Origin of the sequence: Mesorhizobium sp. M7A.F.Ce.TU.012.03.2.1, assembly GCF_004006095.1 — a bacterium.
Taxonomy (GTDB): domain Bacteria; phylum Pseudomonadota; class Alphaproteobacteria; order Rhizobiales; family Rhizobiaceae; genus Mesorhizobium.
The window spans coordinates 1,337,686-1,362,112 of the sequence record NZ_CP034779.1; the positions used below are offsets into that span (position 1 = coordinate 1,337,686).

The 24,427-nt window shown below is 63.8% G+C and carries 20 protein-coding genes; 10 read left to right on the forward strand and 10 right to left on the reverse strand.

The genetic code is table 11. From position 1 onward, the window contains the following. Positions 1–29 precede the first annotated feature (29 nt). Positions 30–2,069, forward strand: a complete 2,040-nt coding sequence (locus tag EJ079_RS06470) for an ABC transporter ATP-binding protein/permease (RefSeq protein ID WP_127808426.1) — start codon at positions 30–32, stop codon at positions 2,067–2,069. A 27-nt stretch (positions 2,070–2,096) separates the two neighbouring features. On the opposite strand, the gene EJ079_RS06475 is transcribed toward EJ079_RS06470, so the two are convergent. From EJ079_RS06475 to EJ079_RS06495, 5 genes are all read right to left on the reverse strand, one after another. Then, entirely contained in the window at positions 2,097–3,611 is a 1,515-nt protein-coding gene (locus EJ079_RS06475; protein ID WP_127808427.1) for a malonyl-CoA synthase, read from the reverse strand. A gap of 176 nt (positions 3,612–3,787) precedes the next feature. After that, complete coding sequence (locus EJ079_RS06480) at positions 3,788–4,528, reverse strand: GntR family transcriptional regulator (RefSeq protein ID WP_127397125.1); 741 nt, start codon at positions 4,526–4,528, stop codon at positions 3,788–3,790. Positions 4,529–4,929: 401 nt separating this feature from the next. Continuing rightward, complete coding sequence (gene rpe, locus EJ079_RS06485; RefSeq protein ID WP_127397126.1) at positions 4,930–5,607, reverse strand: ribulose-phosphate 3-epimerase; 678 nt, start codon at positions 5,605–5,607, stop codon at positions 4,930–4,932. A 220-nt stretch (positions 5,608–5,827) separates the two neighbouring features. Then, positions 5,828–9,565: a hypothetical protein gene (locus tag EJ079_RS06490; RefSeq protein ID WP_127808428.1), complete on the reverse strand. Its 3,738-nt coding sequence runs from the start codon at positions 9,563–9,565 to the stop codon at positions 5,828–5,830. Positions 9,566–9,575: 10 nt separating this feature from the next. Continuing rightward, positions 9,576–11,831 carry a hypothetical protein gene (locus EJ079_RS06495; protein WP_164873740.1) on the reverse strand — a complete coding sequence of 752 codons (2,256 nt, stop codon included), beginning with the start codon at positions 11,829–11,831 and terminating at the stop codon, positions 9,576–9,578. 213 nt (positions 11,832–12,044) lie between these two features. Between EJ079_RS06495 and dnaK the strand changes: the two genes are divergently transcribed. The 9 genes from dnaK (at position 12,045) to EJ079_RS06540 (ending at position 19,519) form a co-directional block, all read left to right on the forward strand. Continuing rightward, entirely contained in the window at positions 12,045–13,961 is a 1,917-nt protein-coding gene (gene dnaK / locus EJ079_RS06500) for a molecular chaperone DnaK (RefSeq protein ID WP_023810872.1), read from the forward strand. 212 nt (positions 13,962–14,173) lie between these two features. Beyond that, positions 14,174–15,304: a molecular chaperone DnaJ gene (gene dnaJ, locus EJ079_RS06505; protein WP_013528587.1), complete on the forward strand. Its 1,131-nt coding sequence runs from the start codon at positions 14,174–14,176 to the stop codon at positions 15,302–15,304. A 167-nt stretch (positions 15,305–15,471) separates the two neighbouring features. Further along, positions 15,472–16,077, forward strand: a complete 606-nt coding sequence (gene pmtA, locus EJ079_RS06510; protein WP_023810874.1) for a phospholipid N-methyltransferase PmtA — start codon at positions 15,472–15,474, stop codon at positions 16,075–16,077. Positions 16,078–16,393: 316 nt separating this feature from the next. Further along, complete coding sequence (locus tag EJ079_RS06515) at positions 16,394–16,990, forward strand: NADPH-dependent FMN reductase (protein WP_127397001.1); 597 nt, start codon at positions 16,394–16,396, stop codon at positions 16,988–16,990. Next, positions 16,987–17,700, forward strand: a complete 714-nt coding sequence (pyrF, locus tag EJ079_RS06520) for an orotidine-5'-phosphate decarboxylase (RefSeq protein WP_164873741.1) — start codon at positions 16,987–16,989, stop codon at positions 17,698–17,700. The genes EJ079_RS06515 and pyrF overlap by 4 nt, the downstream gene beginning before the upstream one ends. 32 nt (positions 17,701–17,732) lie before the next feature. Further along, complete coding sequence (locus EJ079_RS06525; RefSeq protein WP_023762651.1) at positions 17,733–18,020, forward strand: DUF1330 domain-containing protein; 288 nt, start codon at positions 17,733–17,735, stop codon at positions 18,018–18,020. A 259-nt stretch (positions 18,021–18,279) separates the two neighbouring features. Beyond that, positions 18,280–18,600, forward strand: a complete 321-nt coding sequence (locus EJ079_RS06530; protein ID WP_013528592.1) for a metalloregulator ArsR/SmtB family transcription factor — start codon at positions 18,280–18,282, stop codon at positions 18,598–18,600. Next, positions 18,597–19,061, forward strand: coding sequence for an SRPBCC family protein (locus tag EJ079_RS06535; protein WP_127808430.1), 465 nt, complete (start codon positions 18,597–18,599; stop codon positions 19,059–19,061). Before EJ079_RS06530 ends, EJ079_RS06535 begins: the two co-directional genes overlap by 4 nt. 41 nt (positions 19,062–19,102) lie before the next feature. Then, a complete protein-coding gene (locus tag EJ079_RS06540) occupies positions 19,103–19,519 on the forward strand; it encodes a GFA family protein (RefSeq protein WP_127808431.1) in 417 nt (138 codons plus the stop codon). A gap of 379 nt (positions 19,520–19,898) precedes the next feature. Here EJ079_RS06540 and EJ079_RS06545 read toward each other — a convergent pair whose 3' ends face one another. From EJ079_RS06545 to EJ079_RS06565, 5 genes are all read right to left on the reverse strand, one after another. Next, on the reverse strand, positions 19,899–20,972 hold the full coding sequence (locus tag EJ079_RS06545; RefSeq protein WP_127808432.1) for a D-alanine:D-lactate ligase-like protein: 1,074 nt from the start codon (positions 20,970–20,972) through the stop codon (positions 19,899–19,901). 129 nt (positions 20,973–21,101) lie between these two features. After that, positions 21,102–21,983 (reverse strand): SMP-30/gluconolactonase/LRE family protein, encoded by an 882-nt coding sequence (locus EJ079_RS06550; protein ID WP_127808433.1) that lies wholly within the window; start codon positions 21,981–21,983, stop codon positions 21,102–21,104. Next, the gene (locus tag EJ079_RS06555; protein ID WP_127808434.1) at positions 21,980–22,621 is read right to left on the reverse strand and encodes a 2-dehydro-3-deoxy-6-phosphogalactonate aldolase; all 642 of its coding nucleotides are present in this window, start codon (positions 22,619–22,621) and stop codon (positions 21,980–21,982) included. Before EJ079_RS06555 ends, EJ079_RS06550 begins: the two co-directional genes overlap by 4 nt. Next, positions 22,618–23,571 (reverse strand): 2-dehydro-3-deoxygalactonokinase, encoded by a 954-nt coding sequence (locus EJ079_RS06560; protein ID WP_127808435.1) that lies wholly within the window; start codon positions 23,569–23,571, stop codon positions 22,618–22,620. Before EJ079_RS06560 ends, EJ079_RS06555 begins: the two co-directional genes overlap by 4 nt. Next, entirely contained in the window at positions 23,568–24,335 is a 768-nt protein-coding gene (locus EJ079_RS06565; RefSeq protein WP_024502164.1) for an SDR family oxidoreductase, read from the reverse strand. Before EJ079_RS06565 ends, EJ079_RS06560 begins: the two co-directional genes overlap by 4 nt. Positions 24,336–24,427: the final 92 nt, after the last annotated feature.

Sequence of the window (24,427 nt, forward strand, 5' to 3'; positions counted from 1 at the left end):
TTTTGATTTTGAGGTCGTTGTCGGAGCGTATGTCCGAGGCGAAACCCAAATTGAAACAGGCCGACGGCATCAAACCGCGCGGTGCCTTGAAGCCGCCACAGAAAGCGCCGCGTGACCAAAGGCCACGCCACGAGGAGCTGCGCGAAAAAAAGCTGTCGAGTGCCGAAGCTGCCCCGGAGGTCGACGGCCAGCCGGGGCCACCACCGGATGCTGTCGAGCCCGATCCGCAACTGACGCCCGAAGGGGCCGAGCAGGAGCGCAAGAAATATCTGCTGCGGCGTTTCTGGATCAGCGCGCGCGGTTACTGGAGCCGGCGCGGCGACCGGCTTGCCTGGCCATTGACGATCGGGGTGCTGCTGCTGATCTGCATCAATATCGGCTTCCAGTATGGCATCAATGTCTGGAACCGTTCGATGTTCGATGCCCTCGAGCAGCGCAACGCCCGCAGCGTCTATTTCCTCAGCGCCGTCTTCGTGCCGCTGGTAATCTGCAGCGGCAGCCTTGTCGTCGCGCAGGTCTACCTGCGCATGACGATCCAGCGCCGCTGGCGTTCCTGGCTGACCACCGCGGTCATCGCGCGCTGGCTGGCAGGCGGCCGCTACTACCAACTGAATCTCGTCGGCGGCGACCACCAGAACCCCGAGGCCCGCATGACCGAGGATCTGCGCATCGCCACCGAGTCGCCGGTCGATTTCATCGCCGGCGTCCTCAACGCGTTCCTGTCTGCCTCGACCTTCATCGTCGTGCTGTGGACCATCGGCGGCGCGCTCACTTTGCCGATCGGCGGCGAGAGCATCACCATTCCCGGCTTCCTGGTCATCACCGCGATGATCTATGCCGCCATCACCTCGACCGCGATGGTGGTCATCGGCCGCAATTTCGTCCAGCTCTCCGAGCGGAAGAACCAGGCGGAGGCCGAACTGCGCTACACGCTGACGCGCGTGCGCGAAAACGGCGAGAGCATCGCCTTGCTGGGCGGCGAGGAAGAGGAGCGCAGCGGCATCGACAGGAATTTCGGCCATGTGCTGAGGCAATGGGCGCTGCTGACGGGCCAGCACATGCGCACGGCGGCGGTGTCGCAGGGATCGAGCCTGTTTGCGCCGGTCGTGCCGATCCTGCTGTGCGCTCCAAAATTCCTCGAAGGCTCAATGACGCTTGGCGAGGTGATGCAGGCAGCGTCCGCCTTTGGCATCGTGCAAGGCGCGTTCGGATGGCTGGTCGACAACTACCCGCGTCTTGCCGACTGGAACGCCTCCGCGCGGCGCGTAGCTTCGCTGATGATGTCGCTCGACGGGCTCGAGCGTGCGGAGCAGAGCGATGCGCTTGGACGCATCCAGCACGGCGAAACCGACGACGGTGCCATGCTCAGCCTCGACGATCTCTCCGTCACGCTCGACGACGGCACCGCCGTGGTCAAGGAGACCGAGGTTGCGATCGAACCCGGTGAGCGGGTGCTGGTGGCCGGCGAATCCGGCTCGGGCAAGTCGACGCTGGTGCGGGCCGTCGCGGGCCTGTGGCCGTGGGGCGGCGGCAGCGTCAATTTCCACGCCGACAGGCGACTGTTCATGCTGCCGCAACGCCCCTACATCCCTTCGGGCACGCTTCGCCGCGCGGTCGCCTATCCCGCGGCGGCGGACAAGTGGACGATCAAACAGATCAAGGCCGCCCTCGACAAGGTCGGCCTCGCCTACCTTGCCGAAAGGATCAAGGAAGAAGCGCCATGGGACCAGACGCTGTCGGGCGGCGAAAAGCAGCGTCTCGCCTTCGCGCGCCTGCTGCTGCACCGCCCCGATATCGTCGTGCTGGATGAAGCAACCTCGGCGCTCGACGAGAAGAGCCAGGACACCATGATGGCGACGGTGATCCGCGAATTGCCTGATGTCACCATCATCAGTGTGGCGCACCGGGCCGAGCTGGAAGCCTTCCACAGCCGCAAGATCACCCTGGAACGGCGCGAGGGCGGCGCCAAGCTTGTCAGCGACATCAACCTCGCCCCACGCAAGCGCAACCTGCTGAAGCGTGCCTTGTGGGGTTCCGGCAGCCGGGCCGAAAGGCCGCGCAAGGAGTAAGGCGCCCCTGCCCCAGGCACCGCGCAACTATGGTGCGTATATGTCCTTGTAGGTATCGCGCAGCACGTTTTTCTGTACTTTGCCCATGGTGTTTCGCGGCAGTTCATCGACGAAGATCACCCGCTTCGGGTGCTTGTATTTCGCCACCCGCCCGGCGATGGCGCCGAGAATTTCGGCACCGGTGATCCGCGATGACGGCGCACGCACGACGACAGCGGTGACACCTTCGCCGAAATCCGGATGGACAACGCCGATGACGGCGCTTTCGCTAACCCCGTCGAGCGCGTCGATCTCGCTTTCGAGTTCCTTCGGATAGATGTTGTAGCCGCCCGATATGATCAGGTCCTTGCCGCGGCCGACAATGTGGACGTAGCCGTCGGCGTCGATCATACCGAGATCGCCGGTGATGAAAAAACCGTCGGCTCGGAATTCCGCCTTGGTCTTCTCCGGCATGCGCCAATAGCCGCCGAAGACGTTTGGGCCCTTCACCTCGATCATGCCGACCTCGCCCTGCGCAAGCGGTGCGCCGCTGTCTGGATCGGCGATGCGAAGCATGACGCCGGGCAAGGGGAAACCGACGGTACCGGCGCGCCGCTCGCCCTCATAGGGGTTCGAGGTGTTCATGTTGGTCTCGGTCATGCCGTAGCGTTCGAGGATCGCGTGGCCGCTGCGCTCGCGCCAGGAGTTGTGCGTCTCGGCCAGCAGCGGCGCCGACCCGGAAATGAACACACGGATGTTTTTTGCCGCCTCATGGTCCAGTCCATCTTGCTGCAGCAGGCGCACGTAGAAGGTCGGCACGCCCATCAGGGCCGTGGCACGCGGCAGCAGCGAGACGATGCGGGCCGGATCGAACTTCTGCTCGAACAGCATCGAGGCGCCGGCCATCAGGACGACATTGGCGGCGACGAACAGGCCGTGCGTGTGGAAGATCGGCAATGCGTGGATCAGCACGTCGTCTCCAGTGAAACGCCAGTGCTCGACCAGCACGCGCGCGTTCGAAGCAAGATTCTCGTGGCTGAGCATGGCGCCTTTCGACCGGCCGGTGGTTCCCGACGTGTAGAGGATCGCCGCGAGGTCATCCGGCCCACGCGCTACGTCATGAAAATCCATCGGCAGCCGCGAGGCCTGATCGGGCAGCGATCCCCGGCCGTCCCGGCCGAGCGTGACGGTGACGGCGCCCGACTTTTCCGCCAGCGCGCCGATGTCGGCCGCTCTTGCCGGATCGCAGACGACCAGGCGTGGTTCTGCGTCGCCGAAGAAATACTCCAGCTCGGCCAGCGTGTAGGCGGCGTTGAGCGGCAGGAAGACGGCGCCGGCTCGCAGGCAGGCGAGATAGAGCATGACCGCTTCCGGGCTCTTCTCGACCTGCACGGCAACGCGGTCACCGGGTTCGACATCGAGTTGCAGGAGCGCATGCGCAAGCTGCGCCGAGCGGGCCAGCATATCGCCATAGGTGAGCGAGCGGCCATCATCGGTTTCCATCAGCAAGCGCGCTGGCGCCGGCATCCGGGACCGGAACGCATCGAACAGATGATTGCTCATGAAGACTTCCCTGGGTGCGGCGGCGCCGAGCATGCGCCTGTCGCGGCATGCCTCGGCGGCGAGAGTTCGCGGTTCTTGGCCACGCCGTCAAGCCCGCCGACAGCGGTTCACGCCAGCCGCGCTCGGCGCGGATTGCGAGCAAGAAACGAGCGCAAGAGCCCGCCAGGACACGACTGCTATCGCCGAGCGCGTTTGCGGGCGAGTTCCTTCGTTTCGTCGTCCTGCTCGAAGCGCTTCATGCACATGGCGGCAGTCAACTGGTAGTGATTGAGCAGTGCCTCGACGGCACCGTCGGCATTGCCGTCCAGGGCACATTCGGCGATCAGGCGATGCTCGCCGAAATCGTCGCGCTGGACGCCTTCGCCATCAATGGCCATTTGCCGGTAGCGATACGCGTGATCGGAGAGCTGGTCGCAAAATCCCACCAGCCATTGCGACCGGCAGGCCGAAATCAGCACCCTGTGGAAGATGCGATGCAGCCTCTCCCAGTCGGGATTGAGCGAAAAGAGATCCTGCGGAGACAGACGTGACGCGCGTCCCAGGCGATGCAGCGCCAGCACGAGCTGTTCTTCCCATTCGGCGGTGCGGTGGGCGATGGATTCGCGAAGCGCCCGCTCCTCGAGCCAGCAGCGGGTGCGCGTCAGCTCATCGAGCTCCGACGCACTGACCGGCATGATGAAGAAGCCTCGCTGATCGTGCCGGCCGAGAAGTCCTTCCGAGGCGAGGCGATTGAGAGCTTCGCGGACAGGCGAGGCGCCGGCTCCATATTTGGAGACCACCCATTCGACCCGCAGCTTGCTCTCAGCCTCAAGAACACCCCCGAGAAGATCGTCCCGCAATTGCTGATAGACCGTACTGGCAAGCGTACTCTTCGGTCCCGCAGCGTCATCGTTCAGATTGGCAGCTCCGTATGTCATAGCGACTCCTTGTCCCCAAGACTTGTCCTGGGCGATTCGAGTCCGAAAGCATTCGCCTTCTCGTACTTGTACCATACAGTGCGAGCATTCGCCTGCTCAAGCAGAAGATCGCGTTATTGTACTTTAGCACGAAGGAATATGCGGCATCTAGAGCTCAATGCTGTAATTCCGCGCATTTTCACAACCTGCGGAAACTTAACATGTTTTGTATGCACGCAGGAGAATCTGTTCTTTCTGTTCTTTTGTATTCGCGCGGGATCAACTGTCTGCTGTGAGGACCCTTGAGGCCGAATCAGGCAGCTGCTCCAGATCCGATACCGTTGCGCATCAGACCATCACAAGCCTCGGCCAGTACCAGAACCTTAGCCGGCATGCCGGGCAGAACGCGGGAACAGCGCTGGTTAGCCGGCTGCGCGGTCGGCTGCCGTCCTGATCGCCTGGATGTTCTGACGGTAAGCCTCGACGCTGCCGCCTTTGAAGATGGCGGCGCCCGCCACCAGCACGTCGGCGCCGGCAGCGGTGACCAGCGGCGCGGTTTCGGCCGAAACACCGCCATCGATCTCGATGCGGATCGGCCGGCCGCCGATCAGGGCCTTGACCCGCTTCACCTTGTCGACGATGGCCGGGATGAAGGCCTGGCCGCCGAAGCCCGGATTGACGGTCATGATCAGGATCAGGTCGAGCCGGTCGAGCACATATTCGACCACGCTTTCCGGCGTCGCCGGATTGAGCGACACACCGGCCTTCTTGCCGAGGTTCCTGATGGTCTGCAGCGAGCGGTCAAGATGCGGGCCGGCTTCGGCATGGACGGTCAAACCGTCGCAGCCGGCCTCGGCGAAAGCGGCCAGATAGGGGTCGGCCGGGGCAATCATCAGATGGCAGTCGAAGAAGGCCTCGGTGCGGTTGCGGATCGCCTTGATCACCGGCGGGCCAAAGGTGATGTTGGGCACGAAATGCCCGTCCATCACATCGAGATGGATCCAGTCGGCGCCGGCCGCCGCCACCGCTTCGACCTCATCGCCGAGTTTGGAAAAATCCGACGCCAGCACCGACGGTGCAATCAGGGTCTTTCTGCTCATGGATGCGGCCTTTCCGAGTGCCCTTCTCGTTCGGCCACTCTATCGACTGCCTAATGCGCTCCAGCCGACTTGTCGAGGGCACGGGCGCGGCGGCTGCACGGCCGGAGGTGGCGTTGCGGCGTCCGCGATCCTGTTGCAGCCAATTTCCGCTTGCCTCGGAGCCATAAGAAAACCCGCCGGATTGCTCCGGCGGGTTTCTGGTCTGGCGTCGAGCAGATCGTTATTGCTGCTGGAGCTTCAGGATTCTGTCTGGAACCGGATCCTGCTGCTGTTCGACCTGCGGCCTGCGCCGTGGCAGTACCTGCTGCAGCAGCAGGCCGGGGTTGAGCTCCAGCGACGGTTGCCCGCGTACCGCCCGGCAGTTCGGATAGCGTCCGATCGTACCTTCCGGGCAGCGCCGCCTGATGATCGGCTGGCACTGGCCGTTGATCATCTGCGAGCCCGGTGCGCATTCCACCTCTTGCCTGGGCTTGCGGCATGCGCCGTTGATCACCTGCGTCCCACGCGGACAGACACACTCACCACGCTTGTTGTGGACCTGGCCCCGTATGTCGCATTGCTCCTGCGTCGGCTGCTTGCGCCGGCAGGCATTGCCCCGCACCTCGGTACCCCTCGGGCAGACACAATTGCCGTTGGCGTCGTGGACCTGACCACGGATGGTGCACTGGTCAGGCTTTGGCCGGATCGGACGACAGGCGCCATTGCGCACCTCGGTCCCTCTCGGGCAGACGCAGTCTCCATCCGCGTCGTGAACCTGACCACGGATGGTGCACTGCTCAGGCTTCGGCCGGATCGGGCGGCAGGCATTGCCCCTGATCTCCGTTCCCCTGGGGCAGACACAATCGCCATCGGCATTGTGGACCTGGCCACGGATGGTGCACTGCTCGGGCTTGTCGGTCCTGACACATCTGCCGTTCTCAAGCCCGGTTCCGCGTGGGCAGACGCAACGTCCGTCCTCGGTGCGAATCTGGCCTTCGAGCAGCACACAGCGCTTCGGCTGTTCCGGCTTCGGCACGATACCGCCGCCCGGCGAGCACTGGCCGTTGCGATAGGTGGTGCCTTCGGGGCAAACGCAGCGGCCGGCATCGTTCATGACGAAGCCTTGCGAGCATTCCTTCTTTGCCTCCTGGCTAATGGTGAAGGGATGGCAGGCATAGGCCTTGCCGCGATCGCCCTGCACATTGGCCTGATCGCCGCCAAGCACGTCGCCACCGCCTTGCACCCGTGTGTCGGGAGAGAGCACGCCGACGCAGTTCTGGCCACTGACATTGCCCTGCAGATTGGCCAGACGACCGTCGTCGGGAATGACCACGGTGACATGATGCACCCGGCTTTCGCCGGCGCCGAGCGACAAATTGGCAATGCAGGACGCAGGCAAGGTTGCCGGTTCCGGCGAGCAGCCGAAGGGCGGATCGATCGACGTGATCTCAACGCCTTCCAGCCTGCCGAGACCCTCCACGCCGATCGCATCGCCAATGCGGACCGGCCCGGAGAAGGCGGTCGCTCCGTCATTGGTGACGGTGATCTCGAACGAGCAGGGTTGGCCGAGCCTGCATTCGCGGTCGCCGGTCTTTTCGACACGGATGGTCGAGGCGCCGCCGCCCTTGGCGCAGGCCTGGCCAAAGGGATAGACGACGTCGTCGCCCGGTGCCGGCCCATAGGAGCCCCGCGCGCAGTTTTCGAACGCGCCATTGGCCGAAACCGTCACGTCGAAGTGGCGACTGGTTCCAGGTGTCATGACGGCACCGGGAATCTGGCACGACAGCGCGTTGGCCGGAACCGGTCCGCACGCCCATTCCGCGCCGTCAGGGGTGACGGTCTGGATCTGGACGGGCGCGCCGCCGGCCACCAGCGTGGCGGCATCGTTGACCCGCACCGGACCGGTGGGGGCAGCGGTGCCAAGGCTGATGACGGTGATGCGGCAAGAGATCAGCGCGGCACCGGCGAGCGAGCCGTTGCAGACCTTGGTGATGCGCAGGGTCGGCTTGCCGCCATTGGGATGGCGGAAGCGTTCCTTGGCGCAGGCCTTGTTGTTGGTGAGGTCGTTTTCGCCGGGGATGGGCTTCACCGTCGCGCAATTCTCGACAATGTCCGACTGATAGCCGGCCGGCATGACAGCCTTGACCACAATCGGCGTCGAGCCGCCCGGAGGCAGCGAGATGCCCGCATGGTCGCAACGGAACAGCCCGGGACCGGTCGGTACGCAGGTCCATGGCGGGCTTGGGCCGAAGGTCGAGGAGGCCGGCGCGCCCGCCGGGTAGCTGTCGATCACCGTCAGCGGCCCGTTATAAGTCGATGTGCCGTTGTTGATGATGTCGATCACGAAGTGGCAGATGCCGTCGGCCGTGCAGACCGGGACGCGGGCACGCTTCTTCAGGATCAGGTCGACCTTCTTCTCGACCGGCGGCCGGCAGTCGCGGTCACGGTCGCCACGCCGGCAGACCGGGATCGAGGCACAGCCGCGATCGTTCGACTGGCTGCCGAAAAGCGGCTTGCCGCTAGCGCCATAATTGTAGGTGGCGCAGTTACGCAAGACGCTGCCTTGCCAGCCTCCGGCCGGCTTGAAGCCGAGCTTGAGGTCGACGGAGGCCCCCGGATTGAGCGTGGTCACCGGATGGGTGCAAATCATCGGGGTAATGCCGGGTACACAGACCCAGGGCGGATTGGGCCCTGAATCGAGCGTCGAGCCGGCCGGCAGCGTCACCTCGTCGAGCACGATCTTGCCGTGGTAGGCACCGGTGCCGACATTGGTGACCCTGATGGTGAAATCGCAGCCGCCGCCCATCGTGCAACGCGTCACGTCGGCGCGTTTCTCGACCTTGAGGTCCGGCTCCTTGTCCTTGGGCGGGCATCTCTGGTCACGCGGGATGACGATGTCGATCGTCTGCGTGCAGCAAAGGCCCCAGCCTTCCTTCGGGCCGGCATAGGTTTCGATGCCGGTGACGATGAGGTGGATGATGTCGCCGGGCGATGCGCCGACGATCTTCCAGTTGAGCACACCGCCGCCCGCCGGCACCAACTGGGTGTCGGGGATGATGGTGATGCCTGATGTGGTCGTCGACACCTGCACCCATTTGCCGCCCATCTCCGGGCCGACCGGCATGTGGTAGATGAAGGCGCCGCCGCCGGGCACGCAGTCCACCGTGCCGCGCTCCACCTTGAAGCATTCCCGGTCGGGAGGCGGTGGCCGCTTATCACAATTGGTGAGGTCGATCTTGATCGAGGTCTTGGCCCCGGTCTTGTAGTCGCCATCGTCGGGCTTGCCCGGATCCTGCGACGGGATAATGGTCCCGGGGCCGGCTCCGTTGCTGACCTTGATCACACCCTGGTTGTCGATCACGGTCGGCGAAGGAAACGCCGCATGGTCGATCTTGGCCGTGATCTGGAAGTTGATGACGCGTTCATTGGCGGCACCGGCGCCGTCGAGATCGGCGGCGGAGAGCCGGAAATCGGACACCGTTGCCGTATCGTTCGGACCGGCCGAGGTGCTGATCGAAACGCCGGGCAATGGTCCGCCCGAAGCGTCCGTGCCGTCGCCCGACACATTCGCGCTGACGATCGAAAGGCCGTGTGGAAGCTGGTCCTTGAACTCGATCTTGAGCGTTTTCAGCAAGGCTGTCAGGTCAGCGAAGGCTTGCGCATCGCCGCGCAGGCCAAAGCTCAGGGAGTAGACGACATAGTCGCAGCTCCGCTGGGTGCCTTTCTTGGTGAAGAAGGGCACCGCCCGCTCCGGCCTCGGATTGACGATCTTCGAATTGTCGAGATCGAGCCTCAGTTCCGGGGTGATCGGGGCGGCGTCTTCCGCGTGGCTTGCCACAGGGGTGAACATGGCGACCGCGATACCGGCCGCCATCAGCCAGCGCGCGCCGCGCCTGGCATATGACAGGGGTTTCATGATCGTCTCCATGACTGTGGATTGCGAGTTCGTCGTGAGCGGGGAGAGTGCGAAATTTTTCATCTTCCCCTCCTCAACGTTCGCAGCTGACGGCTGGGGTTCGGAGCGGCAAGATCATCTTGCAGCAAGGGTAGTAGCCACCCCTGTCCTTGTCGGACTTCCTGTAGAAGCAAAGTCCAACATCCACTCTGTCGCCCGGATAGTGGCCGGTGATGTCGACCGTGTAAGGCTTGCCGGGCGCATGCGACTGGGATGCTGTCACCCCGACGCCTGGCGTCCTGGACTTTGTCTCATTGGAAGGTTGGGCCTTGATCGAATCGCCGCCGAAGCCGGCATGGTCATGGAGATAGAGATCTGCCTGGAGGCCGCGAGGCGTACAGTAATACCTGATATCCTCGACATCGATGCACGGAGGCAGGCTACCGGGTGGTGGGAAATCCGGCGGGTAGAAGGGGGGCAGGTAGCCGCCCGGGATTTCCTCGTAATAGCCGGCGCGGCCCTCGCAAGGATGCCAGACGGCAACGTCGCCGACATGGCCCTCGACCTCCGGATCTTCAAAATAACCGTCGAAGTCGACGAACCAGGAGCCGAAGGGCGGCACGTTGGCCGGCTTGACCAGCTCTTTCGGCGTGATCTGGACGCCATGCACGGCCAGCGGCCCACCGGCGGCGAGCTGTTCGGCGAGTGAAGGATTGTCGCGCAGCTTGTCGCCGGTGTTGACCAGCGTCTGCGTGCAGACCGATGTGTCGAGATTGCCGTCAGAATCATAACCATATTGCAGGTCGAGACCGCCGGCGGCCTGCCGGTTGCCCTGCGGGAAACCGACCGCATATTCCTGCGGCACTTCGACCCAGATCGATTCCGTCTCCGGATCGTCCGGGTTCTCTCGGAAGTAGCGGATGACCTCGCCTTTGCCGGAATCGGCGAATTGGCTGTAATCGTAGCGGTTCTCGACTGGGCCGCGCTGGGCCAGGTACATGAAGCCGCTATTGTCGAAGGCGATGTCGGTGACGGCGTAGTCCTTGTCGGCCTTGACCGTCAGTTCCCAGCGCGGGTCGCCGGCAAAACTGCCGTCGCGGGCGATGCCCACCGACCAGATTTCCGACTTTTCGCCGACCGAGTAGTAGAGCCGGCCGCCATGGTAGGAGACGCCCCAGACGCGGCGCTCGTCCTGCGTGTAGCCCCAGCTGTCGGGGTCTTCGCTGTCGAAGGCCGCGCCCTTTATGTCCATCACCGAACCGTCGTCGGCGACTGGAGCAAGCCCATGCGCGGGACGGCCGGCAACGCCGTGATCGAAGCTGTCGATCAGACTGCCTTCGGCGTCGATGCGATGGATCAGGCCGGTATCGAGATCGGACGCGAAGAACTCGCGATGAGTGGCGTCGAAAGTGAGATTGCCAATGCCGGGACCGCTGTTGGTGTCGATGTCGGCGAATTTGGATACCTGGCCGGTGATGCCGTCGATCTTCCAGACGGTGCCCGGCCCGCCGCCGTTTTCGGTGCCGAACTGGCCATCCATGAAGATGGCGCCGGCAGCGCCGCGGCGCTGCCGCTCGGGGCGGCCGTCATCGTCGGCGTCCGGGGTGACGATACGGATGCCGTGCAGCGAGGTGGCGCCGGCATAGAGATTGGGAATGCCCGTCGGAACGCCGTCGCGCACGCCGTCATCGTAGGTGACGCCGAACACCTGGCCGACCTGCTCCGCCGTCACCTCGAAGGGCGGTGGCGTGTTGACGAGCTGGCCGGTGGCTGGTCCGCCCAGTTGCGAGACGTCGAAGACGCGCAAGGTGGCGCGCGTGGTGTCGATGAAGGTTTCGTCGACCGGATCGACGCCGGGCGGCAGTCCCTCTTTTTCGGAATCAGGGGGGTCGAAATTGGGAATGATGGTGCCGGAAAATCCGGTCACCGCCATCGAACCGGGATAAATGATCCGGGTTTCCTGCGCCTGCGCGGCGCCCAGCCACAGGCCGAGTGCCAGCAACCCGCCTGGATGCACAGCGCGGCGCAAGCCGCCAGCAAGAGACGACACAAACGAGCCGCGGATGCGAGACATGACACTACCCCCCGTAGTCGACGGGAGAACGTCGGGTCTGGCCGCGCAAATCAGGGCAAGGCGCGGCGGTCCGGCTCGTTCTTCCCTGATCGAATTGTCTGCTTTCCTCAAGATGACGATACGCCTGCTCTTACGCAGGGTCAACGGAATCAACAGAAAGCCCAGCGCATCGACCTCGTCCCGAAGGCGGTGGTCGCGCCGAGCTCCTGTTGTTCCCGGAGACCTGGGAGTCTCTGGGTTATTGGTCATGGGGGCTTCCTTTCCGGGCCGCACCATGCGGCACCTGGAGATCAGTCGCGGGCGGAGGTGGAAAGGTTCATGGAAGCCTTGCGCAGAATGCTTGCGCGCGATGCCGCCTGTTCTTATATACGCGCCAAGCCGTTCGGCGCCGGAATGCCGGTTGCCGGAACGGGATTTCTTGTGAACAGGGGCTTTCGTCGGAACGCCTGTACGGGTCCTGATAGCCTGCTTAGCGGAGAGACTAGAAAAATGGCAAAAGTAATCGGTATCGACCTCGGCACCACCAACTCGTGTATCGCCATCATGGATGGCAAGGAGCCCAAGGTGATCGAGAATGCGGAAGGCGCGCGCACGACGCCTTCCATCGTCGCCATTTCGGGCGACGACGAACGTCTGGTCGGCCAGCCGGCCAAGCGCCAGGCGGTCACCAATCCTGAAAACACCATCTTCGCGGTCAAGCGCCTGATCGGCCGCCGCTATGACGATCCGGTGACGGAGAAGGACAAGAAGCTTGTCCCCTACAAGATCGTCAAGGGCGACAATGGCGATGCCTGGGTCGAAGCCGGCGGCAGGAAGCAGTCGCCCTCGCAGATCTCGGCCATGATCCTGCAGAAGATGAAGGAGACGGCGGAAGCCTATCTCGGCGAGAAGGTCGAGAAGGCGGTCATCACCGTTCCAGCCTATTTCAACGACGCCCAGCGCCAGGCGACCAAGGACGCCGGCAAGATCGCCGGCCTTGAAGTGCTGCGCATCATCAACGAGCCGACCGCGGCAGCGCTTGCCTATGGCCTCGACAAGAAGGAAGGCAAGACCATTGCCGTCTATGACCTTGGCGGCGGCACGTTCGACATTTCGGTGCTCGAAATCGGCGACGGCGTGTTCGAGGTCAAGTCGACCAATGGCGACACTTTCCTCGGCGGCGAGGATTTCGACATGCGCCTGGTCGAATACCTGGCGGCCGAGTTCAAGAAGGAACAGGGCATCGACCTGAAGAACGACAAGCTTGCCCTGCAGCGCCTCAAGGAGGCGGCTGAAAAGGCCAAGATCGAGCTGTCGTCGACCACCCAGACCGAAATCAACCTGCCCTTTATCACCGCCGACGCGACCGGGCCGAAGCACCTGACGCTGAAGCTGACGCGCGCCAAGTTCGAGCAGCTGGTCGACGACCTGGTCCAGCGCACGATTGCCCCTTGCAAGGCTGCATTGAAGGATGCCGGCCTGAAGGCCGGCGAGATCGACGAAGTCGTCCTGGTCGGCGGCATGACCCGCATGCCCAAGATCCAGGAGATCGTGAAGCAGTTCTTCGGCAAGGAGCCGCACAAGGGCGTCAATCCGGATGAAGTCGTTGCTCTCGGCGCCGCCATCCAGGCCGGCGTGCTGCAGGGCGACGTCAAGGACGTGCTGTTGCTCGACGTGACGCCGCTGTCGCTCGGCATCGAGACGCTGGGTGGCGTGTTCACCCGCCTGATCGAGCGCAACACGACGATCCCGACCAAGAAGAGCCAGGTGTTCTCGACGGCCGAGGACTCACAGTCGGCCGTGACCATCCGGGTCTTCCAGGGTGAGCGCGAAATGGCCGCCGACAACAAGGCGCTTGGCCAGTTCGACCTGGTCGGCATTCCGCCGGCGCCGCGCGGCGTGCCGCAGATCGAGGTCACCTTCGACATCGACGCTAACGGCATCGTCAACGTTTCGGCCAAGGACAAGGGCACCGGCAAGGAGCACCAGATCCGCATCCAGGCATCGGGCGGTCTTTCGGACGCCGACATCGAGAAGATGGTCAAGGACGCCGAGGCCAATGCCGAGACCGACAAGAAGCGGCGGGCGCTGGTCGAGGCCCGCAACCAGGCCGAAGCGCTGCTGCATTCCTCGGAGAAGTCACTGAAGGAATATGGCGACAAGGTTTCGGAAGGCGAGCGCACGGCGATCTCCGACGCGATCGCGGCGCTTAAGACCGCGACCGAAGGCGACGACCCGGCCGACATCGAAGCCAAGAGCCAGGCGCTTGCCGAGGCTTCGATGAAGCTTGGCCAGGCCATGTACGAGGCTTCGCAGAAGGAAGCGGCGGAAGCCGACGCCAAGGCGGACGCCGCCAAGGACAGTGACGTTGTCGACGCCGATTTCGAGGAAATCGACGAGGACGACGACAAGAAGAAGTCGGCCTGAACCGTTTGACGGCAAGATTAAGCGAAAAGCCCGGCGAAGGCCGGGCTTTTTTGCAACCCCTTGCAGAAAAACAGCGGGCCTTGCTGAAAAAATGCAGGCAAAGCCGCGTCGACACTGGCATCCCCCTTCCATCGCACCTAAATCGAAACGTCAGTGCCGGCAAGAGACGCAACAATGCTTCAAGACGTTGAGCATCCGGACAGCGGGAAAAAATGAAAGCTGATTTCTACGAGACGCTGGGCGTCCAAAAAGGCGCCGACGAGAAGGAGCTCAAGAGCGCTTTCCGCAAGCTTGCCATGCAGTTCCATCCCGATCGCAACCCCGGCGATCATTCCTGCGAGCACAAGTTCAAGGAAATCAACGAAGCCTACGAGACGCTGAAAGACCCGCAGAAGCGCGCGGCCTACGACCGCTTTGGCCACGCCGCCTTCGAACAGGGCGGCATGAATGGCGGCGCGCAAGGTTTTGGCGCCGGCGGTTTCGCCGATATCTTCGAGGACATTTTCGGCGACATGATGGGCGGGCGCCAGCGCCGTTCGTCGGGCGGCCGCGAACGCGGCGCCGACCTGCGCTACAACATGGAAATCACCCTGGAAGAGGCTTTTGCCGGCAAGACCGCGCAGATCCGGGTGCCGGCGTCGATCTCCTGCTCTGAATGTTCGGGCAGCGGCGCCAAGCCCGGCACCCAGCCCGTCACCTGCTCGATGTGCAACGGCCACGGTAAGGTGCGCGCCACGCAAGGTTTCTTCTCGATCGAACGGACCTGCCCGCAATGCCAGGGCCGCGGCCAGACGATCAAGGATCCGTGCCCGAAATGCGCCGGCCAGGGCCGCGTCACCGAGGAGCGTTCGCTGTCGGTCAACATCCCGGCCGGCATCGAGGACGGCACCCGCATCCGCCTTGCCAATGAGGGCGAAGCCGGCCTGCGCGGCGGGCCATCGGGCGACCTCTATATTTTCCTGGCGGTCAAACCGCACGAGTTCTTCCAACGCGACGGCGCCGACCTGTATTGCAAGGTGCCGATCTCGATGACGACGGCAGCCCTTGGCGGCTCCTTCGAGGTGACGACGCTGGACGGCACGCAGACAAAGGTCAAGGTGACCGAGGGCACGCAGAACGGGCGCCAGTTCCGTCTCAAGGGCAAGGGCATGCCTGTGCTGCGTCAGCCCAATGTCGGCGACCTCTACATCCAGACCGCGGTCGAGACGCCGCAGAACCTGACCCGCCGCCAGCGTGAGCTGCTGGAGGAGTTCGAACAGCTCTCCTCGCAGGACAATTCGCCCCAATCGAGCGGCTTTTTTGCCCGCATGAAGGATTTTTTCGAGTCCTTCGGCGAACGTTGATGCACTTTGGCCAGCCTAAGCCGATTTGCAACGCGTAAATCCTTGAATCGCGTCACCCCTTGAGACGCGACGAAAATTATCTTATCCACGACATGCGTCCGGCCGCGCCTTGCCTAGCACCGCTCAGGTGCTAAGTAACTTTGCGGGGAGCGCTGAGGAGAGCTTGCATGACACGTGGCCCTGGACTGCGGAAGGCGCTTGTCGAAAAGTTCGACGACGAACTCAAATTCTTCAAGGGCTGGATCGACAAGCCGAAGGCGGTTGGTTCGATCGTGCCCACCAGTTCGGTCACCGCGCGCAAAATGGCCTCGATCGTCAATCCTAAATCCGGCCTGCCGGTGCTTGAGGTCGGCCCCGGTACCGGCGTCATCACCCGCGCCATCCTCGCTCAGGGCGTGCGGCCCGAAAACCTCTACGCGGTCGAGTATTCCGCGGATTTCGTCCGTCATCTGCGGCGGCTCTATCCCGGCGTCAACGTCATCGAGGGCGATGCCTTCAATCTCAACGCCACGCTTGGCGACAAGAGCGGGATGATCTTCGATTCCGTCGTTTCCGGCGTGCCGCTGCTCAACTTCCCAGTCGCCCAGCGCATTGCCTATATCGAGAGCCTGCTCGACCGCATCCCGGCCGGACGGCCGATCGTGCAGCTGACCTACGGCCCGATGTCGCCGATTCCGGCCGGCCGTGGCAATTATACGGTCAAGCATTTCGATTTCATCCTTCGCAACATCCCGCCGACCCAGCTGTGGATCTACCGCCGCGAAGCGCATTAATTTGTCGGCGCGGGGTTGTTCGCGGATCGCCAGTGCTCACCGCATACCTTGGCAATGGCGGGAACGTCCCTCGCTTCGTCATCCACGGGCGGAGCAAGGAGCGTAGCGACGCAGCGCAGACCCGAGGATCCATGCCGCGACTTCCGAGCGCCGCTACGGCGCAGAATTCTGTTCCGCTGCACTCCTGGATAGCTGTCACGGAATGGATTCCAGGGTCTCCACGACGGAGCTTCGCTCCTGCTTCGCCCAGGGATGACGAAGTTGGCGTTGATTTGCTCGGTCCTTGGCTGTACCTGTCCGGGAACAAGGGTGGCCAATGGCAGTGATCCCGAAAATCCTCGTCTTCGCCGGCTCGGTGCGCAGCGGCGCCTATAGCGGCAGGACGGCCGACGTGGCGCAGAAGGAACTTGCCATGCAAGGCGCCGAGGTGACCCGCATCTCGCTCGCCGACTATCCCTTGCCGATCCTGGACGAGGATCTGGAAAAGGAAAAGGGTGTTCCCGAAAACGCCCAGAAACTCGGCCGTCTGGTGATCGCCCATGACGGGCTGCTGATCGCCACGCCCGAATATAACGGCTCCATTCCGCCGCTGCTCAAGAACACGATCGACTGGGTGAGCCGGGTGCGCAGGGATGGCGGGCGGCCGGTGAGGCCACTTGCCGGCAAGGTCGTTGGCCTCTGTTCGTCCTCCAGCGGGCACTTTGCCGGCATCCGCTGCATCAACCATCTGCGCGCCGTGTTGGTACGTTGCCGGATGGAGGTGGTGACGCCGGAATGCTCGGTGCCCGAGGGTGGCAGCGCCTTCGACGAGGACGGCAATTTCCGTGACGAAAGACTGTACACATCGATGGAGCATCTATGCCGCACGCTGATCGAAACCTCGCGCATGCTGTCCACCCGGATAGAGACATGATTGCCAGCACCTTGCAGGCCCAATCCATGCAGGAAAGGCTGATCGTCGGCCTCGACGTGCCGACAGTGAGAGAAGCCGAGCAGGCGGTGCGCGAACTCGACGGCGTCGTCTCCTTCTACAAGATCGGCTACCAGCTTGCCTTCGCCGGCGGGCTCGATTTCGCCAGGGAACTGGCCAGCGGCGGCACCAAGGTCTTCCTCGACATGAAGCTGCTCGACATCGACCACACGGTGGCCAAGGGCGTCGAGAACATCGTCAAGATGGGTATGACCATGCTGACCATCCACGCCTACCCGAAGGCTATGCAGGCCGCCGTAGAGGCGGCCAGAGGCAGCGACCTTTGCCTGCTTGCCGTCAGCGTGCTGACCTCGATGGACGAGCAGGACATGATCGATGTCGGTTACGAGTACGACCCGCATACGCTGGTGCTCAGGCGCTCGGAACAGGCGCTGCATGCCGGCATGGGCGGCATCGTCTGCTCGGCCGCGGAGGCCGAGGCGGTGCGCCGCATCGTCGGACCCGACATGGCGGTGGTGACGCCCGGCATCCGGCCGGCGGGCAGCGATCATGGCGACCAGAAGCGCGTGGTGACGCCGGGCCAAGCGATCCGCAACGGCGCCAGCCACCTCGTCGTCGGCCGTCCGATCGTGGCGGCGGCCAACAAACGCGAAGCGGCCGAAGCCATCCTCGACGAGATGCGCTCGGCCTGAGATTTCCAAGAACAAGTTCGGAGACCAAGAAGATGCCCAAGGGATACTGGATCGCCCGTGTCGATGTGCGCGACGCGGAAGGCTACAAGGACTATGTCGCCGCCGCCAAGCCTGCCTTTGAGCGCTTCGGTGCGAAATTCCTGGCGCGCGGCGGTGAGCATGAAAAGGCCGAAGGACCCGGCCGCGCACGCAATGTCATCATCGAGTTCGAATCGCTCGCTGCGGCGCATGATTGCTACCACTCGCCGGAATACCAGCGCGCCGTCGCCATCCGCCAGAAGGTCGCCGACGGCGAGATCGTCCTGGTCGAGGGCGCCTGAGGTCCTTGCAAGCATAGTTCCGAAGAAGTCATTCCGGTTTTCGCCGGAGATCATTGCTCAAAATCGGATAAAGCCTGGCGGCGTTTGAAGCCCCGAAGGCTCATTTACATATCTTTGCTCCGCGATTTCACGGTGATCTGCCTGGCGCAGTTGCCGGGTGCGGAGCCGTGCCGACGAGCGGTCATTCAACGCGGGTCGGATTGCCGGTTGACATGCAGGTATTTACCTGCATATTGTGACTTACAACAGAGTGAGGCAGATGGACGCCGACAAGGTTTTCAAAGCGCTGGGCGACCCGACACGCAGAAGGCTGCTTGACCTTCTGTGCGAGCAGAACGGGCAGACGCTCGGTCAGCTTTGCGACCATCTGGACATGGCCAGGCAATCCGCCACCCAGCACCTCGACCTGCTGGAGGCGGCCAATCTGGTGAGCACGGTCAAGCGCGGCCGCGAAAAGCTGCATTTCATCAATCCCGTGCCGCTGCACGAAGTCTACGAGCGCTGGGTACGGAAATTCGAACGGCAGCGGCTCAGCCTGCTGCACGACCTGAAGCAAGAACTCGAAGGAGAAGACCAATGACCAGGGAAACGACCAGCTTTGTCTACGTGACCTATATCCGCTCGACGCCGCAGAAGGTGTTCGAGGCCATAATCAAGCCCGATGTCGCAAAGCGCTACTGGGGCCACGAGAACGTCTCGGAATGGATGCCGGGCTCGAAATGGGAGCATATCCGCGCCAATGACGAACGGACCGTCGAACTCGTCGGCAATGTCGTCGAGATTTCGCCGCCGACCCGCCTCGTCATCACTTGGGCGAACGCTTCGCAGGCCGACGATCCGTCGAAAGCCAGCCGGGTGACGTTCGCCATCGAGGAATACGACACCATGGTGCGGCTGACCGTCAGCCATGACGAGCTCGAAGCCGGCAGCGGCATGGCGAAGGGCGTCAGCCAGGGCTGGCCGGCGGTGCTGTCGAGCCTGAAATCCTTCCTCGAAACCGGCAGCGGCATCGACATTTTCGCCAAGCCGAAATTGGCTTGATGTTGCGACCTCAAGCAGAATCAGGCCCGTGGAGAATGACAATGACCAAGCGCTATACCGGCGGCTGCGCATGCGGCGCGATCCGTTACGAAACCAATGACGAGCCGATCTTCCAGAACCACTGCCAGTGCAGCGATTGCCAGAAGCGCTCAGGCACCGGCCACGGATCCTACCTGACCTTCGGCCAACGTGCCGATATGGCCATCACCGGGGAGGTGAGCACCTGGCGCGTGGCGGGCGCCAGCGGCAACGAAAAAATCCACACCTTCTGTCCAACCTGCGGAACGCCGGTCTTTCTGATACCCGTCGCCATGCCCGAGCTGATAGTGGTCCATGCGGCCAGCCTCGACGATCCGGAACAGTTCAGCCCGCAGATGGTGACCTACACGAGCCACGGCCATGCCTGGGACAAGATGGATCCGTCCTTGCAGGCGGTCGAGCGAATGCCCTGGGGCTAAACTCGCTGGAAGTATTGGACCTCCAGAGGTACGCTGTAGGCGCTTACAGAGGGGGCGCCTACATGGCCGGAAGTAATCGATATTCACCGATCGGCAAGGGCCTTTTCATCGCACAGATGCTTGTTGGCGGTACCGGCGTGGCAGCCGGCCTTGGACGGGGAAAGCCATTTCACTGCAGCATGGCCGGGGGATCTTTCTCGTAGATCGGGCCCAAGACCCGTTCCTTTATTGGTCTGCACTGATCATAATCCTGCTCGTCCTTGTCGCGTGGCCGCTATGGTATCTCTGTAGGGGCCCACCAAAGCGCTAGAAGCTGCGGGAGAAGCGTCAAGGCACGCGCCTGCGCCTGCAACGCTGCCAGGCAAAGGCACGACGAGCGCTAGTTGCTGCGGCGCGGGCCGATCAGCCGGCTCGCCGCTGTCTCGGCCATGGCGTCGGCCAGCTCGAGGCCCCATTGCTGGCGGCAATAGGCGCGAAAATCGAAGCAGGGCAAGCCGGGGCAGACCTCGAACTCGATGAGGTGAACGGTATCGTCGGCCTCGACCCTGAGATCGACGGAAAACACGTCGCGCAGGCCGAGCCCGCTCATCAGCCGCCCGGCGATCGCACGTATCGTGGCGTCGGCGGCCGGCTGGCTGTCGGCCACCGCGACGAGTTCCGGTTCGGCGTAGTGTCCCGCCGCTTTCGCCGCCTCGCCAGTGTCGCCGTAGAGCGCCAGGCTGTCGGCCATGGTCTGGAAATCGGCGCCTGAATCGACAAAGGCCACGCCAAGCGCTTCAACCCCGGCACCAGGCACCAGGCCGAGGAAACTGGCGCGCACGTTGCGGCCGGCGACATAGGGCTGGACGACGACATCGTCGCGATAGGCCGAAAAGACGCGCCTGCTGAGCTCCAGCGCATGGTCGAGGTCGGCCACACGCGAGTCCGGCCAGATACCGATCTTGGCGCCGAGCCGGTTGGGCTTGACGAACCAGCCGGCGGGCGAGGCTGGCGGCTCGACCAGCCATTGGCCGTCGCGCGCAAGCCCGGCCTGCGGCACCGGCAGGCCGAGTGCGCCGAGCACGGCGCCGGACCGGAACTTGTCCTGGCAGAGCGCGAACAGCGCATCATCTGCGCCGATTGTCTTGAAACCGCCCAGTCGCGCCAGAGCGGGCGCCGCGCCGCCGCGAAAATAGGCAATGCCGTCGGTCAGCGTCCAGACCAGCGTTGTGCTGGGATGCTCACCGGCCAAGACGCTTGCGGCGTCGTCCAGCGCCACCGGCGTGAACGACAGGCCGCGTGCCTGGCAGGCGCGGCCAAGCGCCTCGAATTCAGGAGCGAGATCGGTCGACTGCGCCAGATAGGACGCGATTTCGGCGGCACGCTGCGGTGCATGACCGTCGGCGACCAGACGGTCGAAACAAGCCTTCTCCGGCTCATGGACGAGGATCAGTCTTCGTTTTGTGCTCGTCATGGCTTCGACGGTTTCCGGCGGCGGGGCCACCTACCATCGCACGGCCGATACTATCGGCTCTCGCGAAACCGACATGGCGCGGGCGCCTGCGTGACAGCACCGGCGTGGAACCGGGAAGGCCGGCCTCGTTCAGGCGATCAGCACGCGCGGCTCGAAGCGGCCGTTGACGGGAATATCGAGCAGAAAGGTCATGCCGCCCTGCAGATCCAGCAGACGCTGCTTCTCATCCTTGCCCGACCAGGCGGAGGTGACCGCCAGCCGATCGGCCTTGGCGCCGGCAAAGGCCGGGCAGGATGGCTGCGTCACCGGCATGGCGACCGTGCGGACGAGCTTGCCGTCGGGTCCATAGGCTTCGATGACGCTGCCGCCCCAGACGGCGTTCCACAGGATGCCGTCGCGGTCGAGTACGGACCCGTCGATATAGCCCTTGGCCGAGCGGTGATCGACGAACAGCTTTGGCTCACCTGCAGGCAGACCGGTCGCCGGGTCGCAGGCGACGCGCATCAGCAGCCCGGTCGAGGTGTCGGTGTAGTAGGCGATCGCGCCATCCTCGGTAAAACAGATCGAATTGGAGACGGTGATGTCCGAAAACAGGCGGCGCAGTTCGCCCTTGAAAAACCAGTAGATAGAACCCGCGCCTTTTTCCTCACCCTTGCCCATGGTGCCCATCCACAAGGCGCCGCAGGGATGGACCCGGGAATCGTTGGAGCGCGTGACCGGATTGTCGGCCTCGACGGGCGTGTGCAGCGTCAGTTTGCCGGTCGCGACATCGCGGACATAAAGGCCGGTCTCGGCGGCGACCAGCTGGCGCTTGTCGTCGACGACGGCGATGGCGCTCGCCATTTGACCAAGCTCATGGACGGTAGTCGCGCCGCCTGACAGCCGCTTTTCCAGAAGCTGGCTGTTGACGATGTCGAACCAGTAGAGCGTATCGGTGGCGGGATCGTAGCTCGGCCCCTCGCCGAGCCGGCAGACGTGATCGGAAAAAACCGAAACAATGGCTTCGCTCATCCTGCTTCTCCGAACACCGCATCCCAGGCCGCGACGGCAGCTTGCGCACGCGCGGCCACCTCGTCGACGCTCATGCCAGGTTTGAACAGGCTGGAGCCCAGACCAAAGGCGGTCACGCCGGCAGCCTTGTAGCCGGCAAAATCTTTTTCGGAGACGCCGCCGACGGCGCCGACCAATGTCTGCGCCGGCAACACGGCGCGCATCGCGGAAATGCCGCCGGCACCCAGCACGCTCGCCGGGAAGAATTTCAGCGCCGAGGCGCCGAGCTTGATCGCCAGGAAAGCTTCGGTCGGCGTGAACACGCCGGGCATCGTCACCATGCCGTAGTGCATGGCGCGCGCCATCACCTCGGCATCGATGTTGGGACTGACCAGCAGCCGCCCTCCGGCCTGGTGCAAGCCATCGACATCGGCCGGCGTCAGCACCGTGCCGGCACCGACCAGCGCCGTTTTCGGCAGCACTTGGACGATGCGGGCGATCGACGAGAACGGTTGCGGTGAGTTCAGCGGCACTTCGATCGCCTCGATGCCGGTGTCGAACAGTGCCTGGCCCATGGCCATCGCTTCGGTGGGCTTGAGCCCGCGAAGGATGGCAACCAGGCCGCGCTTGAGTTTTGGAAACGGTGCGGTCTGGCTCATCGAGCTGCTCCAATTCTGGCGATCATGTCGTTCTCACGCGCCGCCTCGACGAGACCTGCACGCACCGCCTCGTCAGCGTCGACGGCCCGAACCTCGAGGCCGGCAAGGCCGAGTGCCTCGCTGTACAGCGTTCCCAGCGCACCGGAGGCGACCAGCACCACGGGTTCCGCACCGGCGCCGTGCCGACGGCTGGCGGAGGCGATCTCGCCGCCGATCAGAAGGCCGGACAGGCAGGCTGCGGCATCGTCGGCTTTCAAATCCTGCAGCAGGCCGGCGGCGCGGATGGAAAACAGCCGCGAGGTGACATCGCCACCATCAGCCAATGCGGTTTCGCACCAGCGACGGAAGAACGGATTGTCCGATGTGACCGGCTTGGGTTGCTCGCCGAGCGAATGGCGCAGGATCGAATGCGCGGCAAGCACGGAAAACAGCTCGCCGGTCGGCCAGGTGCCGAAGCCGGTGACAGTACCGTCCTCGACCAGCACCCATTTCGAATGGGTGCCGGGCATACAGACCAGCTGGCGTCCCTTGGCCGGCAAGCCAGCGCCGGCAAGCTGGGTTTCCTCGCCGCGCATGACGTCGGGCGCGTCAGTCAGTCGCTGAGCAAGGCCCGGAACGATGCGGATGTCGTGGCTCTGGCCGGGCACGCTGGCGGCACCCGCAAGGATGGCGCTAAGCGGCGCCGGCACGGTGACATAGGGTGCTTCCAGCCAGCCCTGGCGGGATCCGGCCATGCCGCAGATGATGACGGGCAGCGCCGCTGGTGCTCCCATCGCCGCCAGATGCCCTTCGAGGATGGTCGAAAAGCCCTTCTGCTGCGCCGTGATCAGGCCATCGTCGCCACGGCGTTCGGCAAGCACCTTGCCTTGCCCGTCTATCAGCCAGACCCGCATGCGGGTCGTGCCCCAGTCGACGGCGGCGACCGCCGGTGCGTTGCCGGCTGGGTTCACAGGAAACCTCCATCGACGACCAGCATCTGCGCTGTCAGCATGCGCGAGGCGTCCGAGGCCAGGAACAGCACGGTGCCGACGATGTCGTCGGGCTGCATCACCTGCTTGATGCATTGCTTGGCGACATGGGCGGCAAGCCCCTGTTCGGTCACCCAGAGCTCCTTCTGCCGCTCGGTGATCACCCAGCCGGGCGCAATGGCGTTGACGCGGATGCCGTCGACACCGAGCTTGCCGGCCAGCCCCTTGGTCAGGCCGAGGATACCGGCCTTGGCGGCCGTGTAGGACGGCATGTCAGGGTGGTTGATCAGATAGGATGTCGAGGTGAAGTTGATGATCGAGCCGCCGCCCGCCCGCTTCATGCCCGGCGCCACCGCTTGCGCGGTGAAGAAATGCGGCCTGAGATTAATGGCCTGGTTGTTGTCCCAGAACTCGACCGTCACGTCCTCGACGGCGTGGCGTTCATCCCAGGCCGCATTGTTGACCAGCACGGTGACATCGCCATGCGCCTCGGCGGCCTTCGCGGCGGACGCCCGCAGGGCCTCGACGTCGCGCAAATCGGTCTTGAGATAGAGAGGCCGGCGGCCGAATTCTTTCTCAATGCGGTCGGCAAGAGCCGTGCTTGGGCCGTCGGCGATGTCGATAAAGGCGACATTGGCACCCTGGCGCACAAATCCCTCGGTCAGGGCAGCGCCAATTCCGGAGCCGCCGCCGGTGATCAGCACCGAGGCTCCTTCGAGGTCGGCAAAATGCGCCGATGGCATCATCGTTCTTGTCTCCCAGCGCATGACCCCGAAAATCGGATCGAATTTCGGAAAGGGATCATGCGCAAAATGTAAATTGCTACAGCGTCCTTTGC